This window comes from Streptomyces africanus (assembly GCF_030816955.1).
Classification (GTDB): Bacteria; Actinomycetota; Actinomycetes; order Streptomycetales; family Streptomycetaceae; genus Streptomyces; species Streptomyces africanus.
Genome location: NZ_JAUSYP010000001.1, coordinates 692,276 through 707,012 on the forward strand (window position 1 = coordinate 692,276; position 14,737 = coordinate 707,012).

Genomic DNA, 14,737 nt, shown 5'->3' on the forward strand with positions numbered 1-14,737 from the left:
CTGTGGCTGCGGGTACTTTCCGGGGCCGGGAGTTGCCGTCTCCCGAGGAGTCAGTCGCGAGCCCCGCCAGGGGCACAGCGATCCGGCGCACAATGGGCTGAGCCCGCCGCCACGGTCGTGGGTGCCGGGCTTCGTCAGGATGTGCAAGCGCTGCGTCGTCGTGGAGTGCATCCGCGTGTACGCGCGTGGCCCCAAGCAGTTCCAGAACCTCGGTGACGTTGCGCCGGGTCGATACTGTTCAGGCCGCCTCGTCGTAGTGACGAGTCGTCACGAAGAGGGACGGACTGTTCGCTGCCGTCACCCTCCAAGTACACCCGTGTCACACACCTGGGCACACTGCCGGGGCGCCTTCGTCTGCGCGCGGAGATCCCGCCTGGTGAGGCAATCGTGGTGGAGCTACACTCGGCGATTTCACAACCGTTACAGTAATGCCGACCCTGTCCACCGCGCCGGAGCCCACCTTGCCGAACCTGTCCCACCTCGAGGAGATCTTCTCCGACGAGGGTGACGGCGCCGTCGGCCCCGTGCGATCGCCCGGCTGGCAAAGCAACGTCTCGCCGCAGGGACTCACGGTGACATTGATCGCCGACTACACGTTCCCCGTCCGGGCGTGGTTGCCGTCGGCGGCGATCGTGGCATTGCTCGGCGAGTTCCACGTGACCGCGGGCGCCGCCCGTACGACGATCAGCAGGCTGATGCGCCGTGGGGTGCTGGAGGGCAGCCGGCAAGGACGGTACAGCTCCTACCGGCTGACGTCGCAGGCCGCCGTCGACCTGTGGAGCGGCGCCAGCTCGATCGCCACCTTCACCACCCAACCCGACTCGTGGGACGGTCGGTGGACACTGATCGCCTTCTCCGTCCCGGAACAGGAGAGCACGCGGCGGCGCGCACTGCGCACCGCGCTGCGCTGGCGCGGATTCGCGCCGCTGTACGACGCGCTCTGGGTGTCGCCACACCCCCTGACCCCCAAGGGGCGGATCGAGGTGGCCGACCTGGCGCGGGGAGCGGTGACCGTGTTCCGCGCGCGGCAGGAGGAACTGGACACGGAGGTCGACCGCAACCCGGTCCAGGCGTGGGACCTGCCCGGCATCGCCGAGCACTACCGGGCTTTCATCGACCGTTGGAGCGGCTTGCTTGCGCACATCAGCGCCGACCGCGTCACCGGTGCCGACGCGGTGCGCGCACGGACCGAGGTCATGCACGCCTACCGGCACTTCCCCATTCTGGACCCGCTGCTCCCCATCGGGCTGCTGCCGCCCGGCTGGCCCCGGTCGCGGGCGCGGGAAGTCTGCGTCGCGGTGTACGACGGTCTGCTCCAGCCGGCCCAGGACCACGTCCGCTCCGTGGTGACGCGATTCGCGGAGGGACCGCACCCCGACATCAGGGCCCATACGATCGCCGGCATGAGTGCGGGTATCGGCCACGGCTGACGGCGGGCCGCCGCGAGGGTGATCGGGCGGGCCTCGAAGACGTCACACCGTGCCTCCTGCGCCTGCGATCTGTCGAATGCGCGTCGAAGACAACAGAGTTGAGCGCCAATGATTGACAGATCGGCACCCGGTCGGGAATGTACCTGTTGCAAGACATGTGGGAACGCTCCCAGAGGTGCAGCACACAGCGAGTGGAAGGAGAGGCACCGCTGCGCCGTTTCCGCAGAATCAACACCTCCCCGTCAGACAGGCGGGCGGGTGGGCGCGAAGGGCTGCTCCCTCAACGAGCCACGGTTCGGCCGGCGTTCAGCGGCTCGCCGCGTCTCTGCCGGCAAGGCCACACCACGCCGATGACCACCACGGGCAGGGCCGGAACGTCCTCCACCGTGCGCGATTCGCCGACCTGACCACCCCCACGACCACTCCCCCACCACCTAGGTCAGTCTCACCGCCGCGGCATCACCGACGCCTCTTCCCGGCACCTGACCGAGCAGCGCTCCGCACCCCCCACTCCAGGAGTCTTCATGACCATGCAACGGCGTAGTTTCCTGACCCTGAGCGCAGCCGGAGCCGCGGGCGTAGGCATGTCCCTGCTCGGCACGGGACACGCAGGTGCCACCGCGAGCGCCGGCGCTCCGACCCAGCGGTTCGCGGTCGGCGTACGTCAGTACGCCTGGAGCCGCGGCAGCCGCCGGTGGGCCACCTACGTCTACTACCCCGCCACCGGCACTTCCGGCGGCTCCCCGGTCACCAGCGCCCCCGTCGCCCAGGGCGTCTTCCCGGTCTGCGAGTTCATGCACGGCTTCAGCAGCAGCCCGCAGAAGTCCCTGGCGATCATCCGCCCCCTTGCCGAGGCCGGCTTCATCGTCCCCGCCCCCCACTTCGCCAACCTCAGCGGCCAAGACGTCTACAACGGCAACCAGTCCAAGGACGTCTCCGAAGTCATCACCCGGACCCTCGCCCTCAACACGGCCGGCGACCCGCTGGCAGGCCACATCAACACAGCGGTCGGAGTCGGTGCCTCCGGGCACTCGATGGGCGGCATGACCACCCACGGCCTGCTCACGTCCTGGCCCGACGCACGGATCACCGCCGCGATCCCCATGTCCTGCGTGGACATGGGCAACCCGAGCCCGGCGGTCCGCGCCAAGGTCCTGTTCACGCACGGCGACCGGGACGGAACGTGCCCGATCTCCTCCGCCCGCCAGGCGTACCGGGAACTGCCGCCGCCAAGGCGTTCCGCACCTTCCGCGGCGCCGGCCACAGCAACTACTTCGGCGACTCCCGGGCCGTCAACACGTTCGTGGACTGGATGCGGTGGAGTCTGTACGGCGACACCGCGGCCCGCGACCGCCTTCGCGCCGACGCCACCTCCAGCACGACCACCTGGGAATCCGCCCTGAGCTGAGGAGCAACCACGCACGGCCCGGGTGCGCGCAGCTGCCGTGATCGCCGCGCGTCCGGGCGGTGCAGGGTGCGTGGCCGCCCACGGACGCCCGTGAGGTCAGCCGCTGCGCAATCGACTGTGCTCGTTTCCAGGCCAGCGTGGACGCCACCGCCCGAACAGCCGGCGGCTCCGGCCGCTCCCACTCGTACAGATAGATCCACTTGGGGGTCCGACGCCCTCAAGGACGCAAGAGAGGAAAGCTCATGGTTTCACTAGCAGGGAAGATCAGAGTCATTTTCCTTGCCGTCCTGTTGGCAGTTGCCGCATCGGTGTACGGCGCGGCGCATCAGGCATCGGCCGATACCGCGGCAAAGTCCAGCGCTTCACAGATCGTGGCCGACATGGGCGCGGGATGGAATCTGGGGAACCAACTCGAAGCCACCACCAACGGATACCCGAGCGAAACAGCGTGGGGCCAGCCGACGGTGACACAGGCCCTCATCGACAAAGTGAGGGCGGCAGGGTTCAAGACGATCAGGATCCCGGTCTCCTACCTGGGATACATAGGGCCCGGCCCGAATTATACGATCAACGCCTCCTGGCTGAACAGAGTCCAAGAAGTCGTCAACTACGCGTACAACAGGGGCCTGCATGTGCTGATCAACATGCACGGCGACGGGTACAAGAGCGTAAACGGCTCCTGGCTGATCTGCGATTCACCTTCCCAGGCGACGATCAAGGCCAAGTACGAGAAATCTTGGCAGCAGATCGCGAACAGGTTCAAGAACTACGACCAGCGCCTGATCCTGGAGTCCATGAACGAGGAGTTCGACGGGCAGTACGGCCGCCCGACCCAACCGTGCTACTCGAACATCAACAGCTACAACCAGATCTTCGTGGACACCGTGCGGAAAACGGGCGGAAACAACACTTCGAGGTGGCTGCTCGTGGCCGGCTGGAACACGAACATCGATTACACCGCGGGGAATTACGGCTTCGCGCTTCCGTCCGACCGGTACCGCTCCCCCTCCATTCCCGCAAATGAGCGGCGGATCATGATCTCCGTTCATCACTACAGCCCCTGGGACTTCGCCGGAGAGGAAAACGGCACCATCACGCAATGGGGCCGAGCAGCGACCAACCCATCAAGGACGTCGACCTGGGGACAGGAGGACTATCTGGACGCGCAGCTCAAGATGATGCGCGATGTGTTCGTCTCGAAGGGGTATCCGGTGGTGGTGGGCGAATACGGTGCCATCGACAAGTCATCGTTCGATTCGTCGAACAACAGGTATCGCGCGGACTTCGCACGGGCCGTCGTGGCCGCGGCCAAGAAATACGGCGCGGCCACCGTCTACTGGGACAACGGTGCAACCGATCGGTACGGGTTCGGGCTGTTCAACCGGCGCTCCCTCACGGTCACCCAACAGGGCATCATCAACGCCATCATGACCGGCGTCAGCGGCAGTGTTGCCGGCTCCGGCCTTGCGTCCGGCACGTAGCAGGACCCGAATCTCGGCGATGGGTACGTACCTCTAGATACCTCGTGGGCGCGCAGTTGGGCAGGGTGGCGATGCGACACGGTGTGCCATCTCGTCAACTGCGCGCCGACCAGCCGGAGAAGCCACGCTGCTCCGCATCCGGGAGCACGTTCGGCAAACGGACGACAGCGATGTCTTCACATGTGGCGACCGACGACGAGGTGTCTGCCGGACTGACCAGCGGGCCGAGCTCAAGGAGCTTCTGCGGCCTCTCAGAGCCCGCCTCAATCCCGAGGACATCAGCCTGCCCTCATACGAGCGGCGGCGGGTACCCGGCCTGCGGCGCGAGGAGCCGGCGCAGCCGGCGGGAGTGTCATACGCGTACTACGCAGACCTGGAACGGGGCTACGGCGAAACCATGTCGGCCGAGGTGACGGACGCCGTGGCCCCGCGGTGGCGGCCGTCAAGAGGCAGAGATTCATTGATAGCCCGTCAACCATCCTGTTGGCTCTTTCTGTCCGAGTGCGTGCGGGTGTGAGCCAACGAGAGGTCCCGTGCGCAGCCCTGTCCTCCTCGCCGCAATCCTGCTGAAAGGGCACTTGAACTGGTCTGACTCCCGCCGTATCAAACAGCTCACGGCCGAGGCACGGCGAGCCCCCGACCCACAGGATCGCACTTCTTCTTCCATGGATTGGTGAGCAATGGTTGACAGCTTCGTGCCCGATCGAGAAGCTGCGTGATGTACCTCAAGTTCGTTGTGATGTGACTGCGCACTGCCGTCGCAACACCTCTGTGATCGCTCACAGTCCCGACCTGGAGGAGCGCCCTGGCACGCCAAGGCCGCCCCCTTCGACACGTGCCACTCGTAAGCACTCCAGCCTCAGTTGTTGCCACTCCGAGGGAGGCGCATCGGCTGGGATCGCACGCGGCTACACGAACTCCATGGGCCTGAGCGTCAGTTACCACAAGAACCCGCCTCGCTCCTGGAGGTCTCTCGCTGACCCGCTCTCCGCCGCCCGTGACGTCTCACCCGCGGCCGACGGAAGGAAAGGACCGACCATGTTCCCGCAACCCCCCACACCAGTTGCCGGGCGCATCACCCGGCGAACCCTGCTCAAGGCCACCACCGCCACCGCCGGGGCGCTCGCCACCGCCGTCGCGTTCGCCGAACTCGAGACGCCCGCCGAGGCCGCGGCGAGCTTCGTCAAGGGCGTCGACATCAGCTGGGCACCTCAGATGGAGGCGCGCGGCTATTCCTGGAAGAACGCCGGCGGGCAGACCCAAGACCTGCTGACCATCCTCAAGGGATACGGCATCACCGCCGTACGCCTGCGTACGTTCGTCAACCCTTCCAACGACCCGGCCAACGGGCACTGCGGCATCAACGAGGTGGCCGCCTTCGCCAAGAGGGTCAAGGCCGCCGGCATGTCGATCATGCTCGACTACATGTTCGGCGACACCTGGAACTCCGTCGGCGTGCAGAACCCGCCCGCGGCCTGGCGGAACATGAGCTACAGCCAGATGCGCACCGCGATGGGCACGTACGTGAACCAGACCATGACGGTCATGAGGAACAACGACGTGCTCCCCACCTGGGTGCAGATCGGCAACGAGATCAACAGCGGGATCTGCCGCCCAGTCGGCAGCGTCTCCAGCCCGGCGCAGCTGACCGGACTGCTCAACGCCGCATACGACCAGGTCAAGGCGGTTGCACCGAACTCGACCGTGTGTATTCACCTGGCCCAGCCACAGAAGTACGACGTGATGACGACGTTCTTCAGTCGCTTCGCCGCGAACGGCGGGAAGTGGGACATGTCGGTGTTTTCCTCCTACGGCAGCGCCGACCTCGCGGCCGGGATCGTGGGGAACATGAAGAGGATCTCCGACGCCTACGGCAAGCCGTTCCTGCAGAGCGAGTTCGGTGGTCGGGTGGACCGCGCCTCCTCCACCCAGGCCGCGCTGGTCGCCTACATCAAGGCCCTCAAGGCCAATGGCGGGCAGGGCATCTTCTACTGGGAGCCGGAGTGCATGTCCCCGTTCACCGGCTACAACATGGGCGCCTGGGACTCCTCCAGCAAGCGGCCCACCGCGATCATGAACGGCTTCGCCCAGGCCTGAGCGACGGGCCATGGACCTCAACCCGGGCAACTCTCCGGTCGAGAACTGGGATTGGTGATTGTAATGGGCATGACATTGAGTCTGGAAGGGCACGGGGTCAGGCTGGGAGCAGTGGGTCTGCTGACCCTTGCGACGCTGGTCGGCACCGGTGCGGCGCATGCCGATGCCGCCACGCGGGCACTGCCGGCCGGTTGTTCCGGCACTGCGCCGATCAAGTGTCACTACGCGGTCTCACCCGGCAACTACGACGTGACGGTCTCCATCGGTGGTGCCACTGCCGCCGCGACCGACATGTGGGTGGAGGCCCGGCGCCTGATGCTTCCGGCGACGAAGACGGCGGCCGGTGCCGCCGCCACGTACTCGTTCACGGTCAACGTGCGGCAGCCGGAGGGGCAGCCGACCGGCCAGGGCGGCACCGGAAACCCCGGTCTGGACATCCGGTTCGCGGGGGCCAACCCGCAGGTGTCGGCCGTCTCCGTGAAACCGGCGACCCAGCCGCTCGTCGCCTACCTGGCCGGTGACTCGACCGTGTGCGACCAGCCCGTGGCCCCGTACACGGGATGGGGCCAGATGATCACGCCGGCGGTGGGTCCCGGAGCGTCCGTCGCCAACTACGCGGACTCGGGGGAGAGTTCGGGCAGCTTCCTGAGGAACTCAGCGCTCTTCCCGGCGCTGCTGCCGAAGGTCAAGGCAAACGACGCGGTCTTCATCCAGTTCGGCCACAACGACAAGCAGACCAGCGCGTCAGCCTTTCGGAGCAACCTCACCTCCATGATCACGCAGGTCCGTGCGAAGGGCGGCATCCCCGTCCTGGTGACCCCGCCGGTCCGCCGGCAGTTCAACGGCAGTCGGCTCACGCCCACAGCACTGCACGTCAACGGCCTCGGAGTGAACCTGCCCGCGGAGATGCGCCAGGTCGGCACGGCGCAGAACGTGCCAGTGATCGATCTGACCACCAAGAGCAAGACGCTGGTCGAGTCCCTCGGCCCGTCCGCCTCCGCACAGCTCTTCCTGCGCTCCTCCGTCGACGGCGTGACGGACAACACCCACTTCTCGCAGTACGGCGCGAGCCAGATGGGCGGGCTGGTGCTCCAGAGCATCCGCGAGCAGCGCCTGCCTCTGACCGCGTACCTGCGCTGACCGACGCCCGGCGCCAGTCCCAAGGAGGGACCCGTTGAGGAACTTACGGATTCTCATCACGACCGCGCTCGTGATCGCCTTGTCGAGCCTCGGTCTCAGCGCCGCATCCGCGGGGGACCGCGTCGCCACGAACTGCGCCAGTGCCTCCCGCGCCCAGGCCCCGGCCGCACGGGCGGTCGCCGCGCCGGTCACCGTGTGGCTGGCCGGCGACTCCACCATGGCCAACCCGAGTTCCGGCCGTTGTCCGGTCGGCTGGGGCAGCCAGTTCGACGCCCTGTTCAACAGCGACGTGACCGTCAAGAACCAGGCCGTCGGAGGCCGCAGCATCCAGACCTGGCTGTACGAGGGGAACGTGAGCGGCACCAAGGGCTCGGACGGTGAGTGCCGCCTCACGTCCACCACGTACTCGTCCCGCTGGCAGGCGATGCTGAACGCGAGCACCGGTATGAAGGCCGGTGACTACCTGTTCATCCAGTTCGGCATCAACGACTCCTCTTCGACCTGCCCCCGGCACGTCGGCCCGGCCCGGTACCGACATCTGATGACCATGATGGCCCAGGCCGCCCTGGCCCGGGGCGCGCACCCCGTGCTGCTCACCCCGGTGGCCGCCATCACCTGCTCCGGCGGCACAGCGACCAAGAACCGCGGCTTCGTGGGCGAGACCTTCGCCGCCGGATCCGCCACCGGGGCCCCCGTCATCGACCTGCAGACGCTCAGTGTCTCGCTCTACAACAGTCTGCGCTTCTGCCCGAACAACGGCGACTACGGGGGCAGCGGTCCCCTGGGCACCTTCTTCTGCAACGACCACACCCACTTCGACACCTACGGCGCCCAGCGGGTCGCAGGGCTCGTCGCCGGTGACGTGCGCCGCCAGAACCTCCCGCTCGCCGCGTATCTCACGTAGGACGCGGCGGTGGGCGCGAACCGAGGCCGGTCGGTCGCGGGTGGTCTCGATGACGGCGGTGCAGCAGACCTAGGACGCAGTCGTCCCTACCAACCTGACGCTGGCGTACGGAAACGGCTCGGCTCCGATCGGGCCGCGGGGCGTGCGACGCAGACGGAGGCCGGGGCGAGGGTACGACCGGCGAAGCAAGCTCTGCATCGGTGGTGACAGGAGGCCTCTCCATGGCCGGAGGTCGGCCGCCCGGGCTTGCGGACACGGACTGCGCGGCCACTTCGTCCCGTGGGCCATGAGGTCCGCACCGCCGCTCGTGGTCAGCGATGTGTGCGGCGTGTCGGCGGCAGTGCTGAGCCTCCTCAACACGCCGCCCCCGTTCAACCAGAGCAACCGGTTCGCGATGTCTGTTCGGCCCCCGCCCGAGCGATCAGGGAGTGGGCCGCTCACTCGGAAGGTGGTACACGCGTCCATGGCAGTGTCACGAAGACGGTCCACTCGGGAGATGACGCTGTGAGAACCGCGAAGTTCGGCACCCCTGTACTCCTGCTCTCGGTGGTCACGGCGAGTTCCGTCGCCATGGCCCCCGGCTCGGCGTCCGCGAGCGCCGCGGCGGCCGCAAACACCTACTACGTCGCCCCGAACGGGAACGACGGAGCAGCAGGTACGCAGGCCGCTCCGTGGGCATCGATCGCCCGTGCACAGGCCGTCGCCAAGGCGGGCGACACGGTCTACTTCCGGGGCGGCACCTACGCCTACACCCGCGCGAACAGCGCCTGCCCGAGCCAGACCGCCAAGGTCGACGCGATCACCCTCAACAAGAGCGGCAGCTCGGGCAACCCGATCCGGTACTGGGCCCAGCCGGGCGAGAAGCCGGTCTTCGACTTCTCGCGGATGACGGACAACTGCCGCATCAAGGGCTTCAACGTCACCGGCAGCTGGATCCACTTCAAAGGACTGGAAGTCAAGGGCGTTCCCCAGAACAACAACCGCAACGCCGAGTCCTGGGGGATCTGGGTTTCCGGCAGCAACGACGTCTTCGAGCAGATCAACACCCACCACCACATGGGGACCGGCCTGTTCATCAGCGGCGGGGGCGGCAACCTCGTCCTCAACTCGGACGCGCATGACAACTACGACCTGCACAGTAACGACGGGCCCGGCGAGAACGCCGACGGGTTCGGTTCGCACTACACGCCGGCCGGCCGCCCCGCGAACGTGTTCCAGGGTTGCCGCGCGTGGTGGAACGCCGATGACGGGTTCGACCTCATCTCCACCTACTCGCCCGTGATCATCGAGAACTCGTGGGCCTGGCGCAACGGGTACGTGCCGGGGACGACGGCGCCCTCCGGCAACGGAGCCGGCTTCAAGTCCGGCGGCTACGGGGGCGACTACGAGGCCAACGCGCCGAAGCACACCGTCCGCTCCTCGGTGGCGTTCCTCAACAAGGCGGCCGGCTTCTACGCCAACCACCACCCGGTGGCCAACGACTTCTTCAACAACACCGGCTATGGAAACCACCCCAACTTCAACATGCTGGGAATCGACTCGCGCGGCGCCGCCGTCGGCCGGGGCAACCTGCGCAACAACATCGCCTACACCGGAACGGCGACGTCGAACATGAGCGGCACGAACGCCGCGTACAACTCCTGGAACCTCGGCGTCCCCCTGTCGGACTCCCAGTTCCGCAGTGTGTCGACGTCCGGCTGGGACGCGCCCCGCCAGACCGACGGGAACCTGCCCGTCCTGCCCCACCTCGGTCTCGCGGCGAACAGTGCCCTGATCGACAAGGGCACCGACGTGGGGCTGCCCTTCAACGGAAGCGCGCCGGATCTCGGCGCCTTTGAGAGTGACGGAAGGTGACCTCTTGAGGCAACGATCGCGTGTCGTCTCGAAGTTTTGGAAGTTGGCCGCCGCCACCCTGTTGTCCGTGGCGTTGGCGGCGCCGCTCTCGGCGAGCACCGCCGCGGCGGAGACACCTGCAACGCAGAGGCAGGCAACGGAGCTCCAGGACCAGGGGGCGGCTGCTGGACCGGTGGTGGATCGCGGCCTCAAGTACCTGGTGTCCGACTACCAGACGCGCACTCCGACGAAGTACACGGCTGACTCCTGGAAGCCCTTCGCCAAGGCGTTGACCGCCGCGGCCCAGGTCGCCGGCGACACTTCGGCCACCACGTCGGACGTCGCCGACGCGAAGACGGCACTGATGACCGCCGCCGCCGATCTGAAGGCCGCTGACGAGGGCACGTTCCAGACCGTCACGAACAACACCTTCTGGAACGACACCAGCGGCAACCCCATCTATTCACAGGGCGGTGGGGTCTTCAAGTTCGGTGACACCTACTACTGGTACGGCGTGCACTACACCGGCGCCGAGCTCTACCGCGCCAATCCGACGAGGAAGTACGACGGGAACGTCAGCTTCGTCTCGATCCCCGTGTACTCGTCCAAGGACCTGGTGAACTGGAAGTTCGAGAACCGGGTCGCGACGCGCTCGACCGCGATCAACAACGGCGCCACCCTCGGTCAGGCAGGGTGGGTCGGGCGGCTGGGGGTCTCGTACAACGAGAACACCGGAAAGTATGTGCTCGCCACCCAGGCCTATGTCGGAGGCGGGCACGGGGTCCTGTTCCTCCAGGGTGACTCACCCACCGACACCTTCGACTACGGCTACTTCCAGACCCAGATCACCAACTCGCCCACGACCGGCACCGGAGATCAGACCGTCTTCACCGACGACGACGGCAAGGACTACCTGATCTTCTCCAACCGCGAAGGACGCTCTCGCGCCTTCGTCAGCAAGCTCAGGGAGTCCGACTCGCTGCGGGCGGAGCCCGGCGTGCAGATCGGCCAGAACTCCTCCGGCCGCGAGGGCAACGCCATGTTCAAACTCGACGGCAAGTACTACCACGCGGCGTCGGACCTGCACGGCTGGAACAGTTCGGTCGCGCACGTCCTGGAGTCGACCAGCGGCAACATCCAGGGTTCCTACACCGGCGAGTACACGCTTGCCGGCACCGAGATGGACTACAGCCACGTGACCCAGACCGGGTTCTTCGTGACGGTCAAGGGCACCAAGCAGAACACGGTGATCTTCGCCGGCGACCGCTGGGCCGACTTCGCCTGGAACGGCATCGGGTACAACCAGTGGATGCCGGTGACCAAGACCGGCGCCAGGCCGCAGTTCCACTCGGTGAGCCAGTGGCAGTTCAACGCCACGACCGGGGAGTGGCGCGTCGGGCCGACGAACAACTACATCCTCAACCCCGACATCCAGGCCGACCGCGTCATCGTCTCCAGCGTACGGGGATGGCGGAACCTCGGTGGTTCGGTGACCAACGTCAACGGTGGTGTGAACGGGTCTCGCTTCGCCCTTCAGGTGAGCAACAGCGGCGGCGTCGAGCAGCGGGTCGAGTCGGTGCCCGCAGGCACCTACACCCTGTCCCTGCACGCTCGGGGTAGCGCCGGACAGGTCGTGATCACCGGCGCCAACGGCAGCCAACGCACCCTCGGCATCCCGTCGTCGAGCGGCTGGGCCAAGCGCGAGCTCACCGGTATCGAGCTGCCCGGCGGGGCCGCCACCGTCACTGTGCGGGCGTCGGGTTCGGGCGGCGTCACCGTCGACCAGCTCTCACTCGTCAAGACCTCGGCCGGCACACCAGCACCTTCGGGGCGTTACGAGGCAGAGACCGCTCCGGCGCAGTGCCGGGGCACGATCGACTCGAATCAAGCCGGCTATTCCGGCAGCGGGTTCTGCAACGGCGACCCCGCTGTGGGGGCCTTCGCGGAGTTCACCGTGAACTCCGAGACCGCCCGTACGGCGACGCTGGGGATCCGGTTCGCCAATGGCGCCACCACCGGTGCGAGGCCCGCGAACCTCGTCGTCAACGGAGCCACGGCAGGGGCGCTTTCGTTCGAGTCCACCGGTGCGTGGACGACGTGGACGACCAAGACCGTGACGGTCCCGTTGATCGCCGGCAGCAACACCATCCGGCTGGATCCGACCACGGCAACCGGACTGCCCAACGTCGACTACCTCGATGTCGGTGCCGCGGCCGGCTGACATCCCGTGCTCCGCCGGTCTTCTCGACCGGCAGAGCGTACGGAACAGCCCATGCCGCACGTACGTCACATCGTCAGGAGAAGGACATGAGCAGCAAGCGTCTGCCCCGCGCCATCGCGGTCACGACGACGTTGGTCACCATAATGTCCGCGAATCTACTCATGGTGCCCAAGCCGGCCCACGCGACCTTCGGAACCGCGGACATCAAGCCGATCGAGAGCAATATCGCTGCCAAGCCCTGGGCCTCGGCGACGGCCGCCACCGGCTCGTCGAACGCCCGTCTGGCCATCGACGGCGACCCGACGACGTCCTGGCAACCCGGTAGTGCCGGCGCCCGGCAGTGGCTCACCGTCGACCTCGGTGGAACCTACGACAACCTCCGTAAGGTCAAGGTGCTCTTCCCGGACCGTGGCGTGGCCCACCGGTACGTCGTCGAGGCTTCATCCGACGGTCGCCGGTGGAAGACCATCGCCGACAGGTCCCACAACCGAGTCGTGTCGCGGGGGGAAGTGCACCTGTTCACCCGGCCGGCAACGCGCTTCGTCCGGCTGACCTTCACAGGTGGGTCGGGCCGTGCCCGGGCAGGTGTCAGCGAGCTCCAGGTCTTCAACTACCTGCGCGACGACCTCACCCTCGGCGCCGATCTGTCCTGGATGGACGACGTCCAGGACCAGCAGTACTGGGTCGACCCCCTGGCCGAAGACCGCGGCGCCGGGCCACACCTGCTCGACGTGGCCAAGGACCGTGGCATCGAGTACAGCCGGCTGCGGATATTCAACGAGCCGCGCAGCGAGAGCACCGGTCGACCGACGCCGATACCGCGCCAGGGCCCGGAGCGCTCACTGGCCTCAGCCAAGTGGATCAAGCAGCGGGGCATGGGCCTGGGGATCGACTTCCACTACGCGGACTCCTGGGCGGACCCGAGCAAGCAACCAAAACCACGCGCCTGGGCCGAGCTGGAGTTCGCGGACCTGTCCAAGGCCGTGTACGACTTCACCGCCGACTATCTGAAGCGGCTGATCCGTCAGGGCACCACGCCGGAGAAGGTGGCCGTCGGCAACGAGATCATCAATGGCTTCATGTACGGCAGCGAGGCGGCCCACATCGGCACGACGAATCCGCCGTATTTCGTCGACCAGGCCGATATCTACCAGTCCAAACCCGGCGGTGGCCTGCTGTGGAAGTACTGGCGGTCAACCGACCCGGTGGAGCAACAGCTCTACGACCAGTCGTGGGACCGGTTCACCACCCTGGCCGCGGCTGGGATCAAGGCCGTCCGCGACGCGTCACCGACATCCAAGGTCGAGATACACGTGATCGTCGACAAGGACAAGCTCGCCAAAACCATGGAGTTCTGGCACCAGTTCCTCACCCGGGTGAGGGCAAAGGGCCAGAACCCCGATGTGCTGGCCGTCTCGTACTACCCGGAATGGCACGGTACGCCCGAGGCACTGGATCTCAACCTGAACACCATGGCCACCACCTATCCCGGCTACGAGATCGACATCGCCGAAACCGCCTACCCCGCGTCGGGCGGCGATGGCTCGCCGTTGCCCAACTCGCCGTACCCGCGAACCATTCAGGGGCAGGCTGACGCGATCCGGAGGGTGTTCCAGGCCGCCAACGACGTGGTCGACAACCGAGGTTCAGGTGTCCTGGTGTGGGAGCCGGCCGGCTACCAGCCCATGTTCCGGGCCGTGCCCGGACTGGCGAACACATGGGAGCCGCACGCGTCCATCAACGTCTTCAACGCCAGCCGCGCAAAGCACATCCTCCAGGACACCGTCCACACCGCCACCGTGGTGGGAGCCGCCCCGAAGCTGCCCTCCTCCATCCGCATGCTCACCACCGCCAACAACAAGATCACCACTGTCCCCGTCCGCTGGCAGCCGTTGCCACCTGGCGCGACCGACAGGCCGGGTGAGGTCACAATCACCGGGACGACCGGCACAGGGCCGGTCACGGCGGTCATCGACGTCATGCCCAGCCACGGCGAACGTGACGTGACCACCTCATAGCCTGCTTCAGCGACGTCGCACCGTCGAGGCCACGACGGCACCGGCGACATCATCACTGCTTCACAGCAGTGCTCCGCCCACTCGGTGGCGACGGCAACAACTGCGGCAGCGCCTGGGAGAACCAGGCCGTTTTCGACCGGAACGGCCACACTCCCCCCGACATCCGGTGCGCCCGACCAACCGCACGCCGCTCTTGTCGCCCCTC

At 67.0% G+C, this 14,737-nt stretch carries 9 protein-coding genes; all 9 read left to right on the forward strand.

Features of this window, described 5'->3' with window-relative positions; genetic code table 11:
* Positions 1 to 428: 428 nt before the first annotated feature.
* Positions 429 to 1,430, forward strand: coding sequence for a PaaX family transcriptional regulator (locus QF034_RS03465; protein ID WP_307173495.1), 1,002 nt, complete (start codon positions 429 to 431; stop codon positions 1,428 to 1,430).
* 524 nt (positions 1,431 to 1,954) lie between these two features.
* On the forward strand, positions 1,955 to 2,833 hold the full coding sequence (locus tag QF034_RS03470; RefSeq protein ID WP_307173496.1) for an alpha/beta hydrolase: 879 nt from the start codon (positions 1,955 to 1,957) through the stop codon (positions 2,831 to 2,833).
* A 247-nt stretch (positions 2,834 to 3,080) separates the two neighbouring features.
* Positions 3,081 to 4,319, forward strand: coding sequence for a glycoside hydrolase family 5 protein (locus tag QF034_RS03475; protein WP_307173497.1), 1,239 nt, complete (start codon positions 3,081 to 3,083; stop codon positions 4,317 to 4,319).
* A 1,038-nt stretch (positions 4,320 to 5,357) separates the two neighbouring features.
* On the forward strand, positions 5,358 to 6,416 hold the full coding sequence (locus QF034_RS03485) for a glycosyl hydrolase 53 family protein (RefSeq protein WP_307173498.1): 1,059 nt from the start codon (positions 5,358 to 5,360) through the stop codon (positions 6,414 to 6,416).
* A 69-nt stretch (positions 6,417 to 6,485) separates the two neighbouring features.
* A complete protein-coding gene (locus tag QF034_RS03490) occupies positions 6,486 to 7,556 on the forward strand; it encodes a rhamnogalacturonan acetylesterase (protein WP_307173499.1) in 1,071 nt (356 codons plus the stop codon).
* A 34-nt stretch (positions 7,557 to 7,590) separates the two neighbouring features.
* Positions 7,591 to 8,460, forward strand: coding sequence for an SGNH/GDSL hydrolase family protein (locus tag QF034_RS03495; RefSeq protein ID WP_307173500.1), 870 nt, complete (start codon positions 7,591 to 7,593; stop codon positions 8,458 to 8,460).
* A gap of 504 nt (positions 8,461 to 8,964) precedes the next feature.
* Positions 8,965 to 10,314: a right-handed parallel beta-helix repeat-containing protein gene (locus QF034_RS03500; protein WP_307173501.1), complete on the forward strand. Its 1,350-nt coding sequence runs from the start codon at positions 8,965 to 8,967 to the stop codon at positions 10,312 to 10,314.
* A 172-nt stretch (positions 10,315 to 10,486) separates the two neighbouring features.
* A complete protein-coding gene (locus QF034_RS03505; protein WP_442480582.1) occupies positions 10,487 to 12,514 on the forward strand; it encodes a family 43 glycosylhydrolase in 2,028 nt (675 codons plus the stop codon).
* 86 nt (positions 12,515 to 12,600) lie between these two features.
* On the forward strand, positions 12,601 to 14,532 hold the full coding sequence (locus QF034_RS03510; protein ID WP_307173503.1) for a glycosyl hydrolase 53 family protein: 1,932 nt from the start codon (positions 12,601 to 12,603) through the stop codon (positions 14,530 to 14,532).
* Positions 14,533 to 14,737: the final 205 nt, after the last annotated feature.

What these genes read in the sequence shown, in the direction of transcription:
- QF034_RS03465 (WP_307173495.1), top strand. Translation starts at nt 429, where the DNA reads ATGCCGACCCTGTCCACCGCGCCGGAGCCCACCTTGCCGAACCTGTCC.
- QF034_RS03470 (WP_307173496.1), top strand. Translation starts at nt 1,955, where the DNA reads ATGACCATGCAACGGCGTAGTTTCCTGACCCTGAGCGCAGCCGGAGCC.
- QF034_RS03475 (WP_307173497.1), top strand. Translation starts at nt 3,081, where the DNA reads ATGGTTTCACTAGCAGGGAAGATCAGAGTCATTTTCCTTGCCGTCCTG.
- QF034_RS03485 (WP_307173498.1), top strand. Translation starts at nt 5,358, where the DNA reads ATGTTCCCGCAACCCCCCACACCAGTTGCCGGGCGCATCACCCGGCGA.
- QF034_RS03490 (WP_307173499.1), top strand. Translation starts at nt 6,486, where the DNA reads ATGACATTGAGTCTGGAAGGGCACGGGGTCAGGCTGGGAGCAGTGGGT.
- QF034_RS03510 (WP_307173503.1), top strand. Translation starts at nt 12,601, where the DNA reads ATGAGCAGCAAGCGTCTGCCCCGCGCCATCGCGGTCACGACGACGTTG.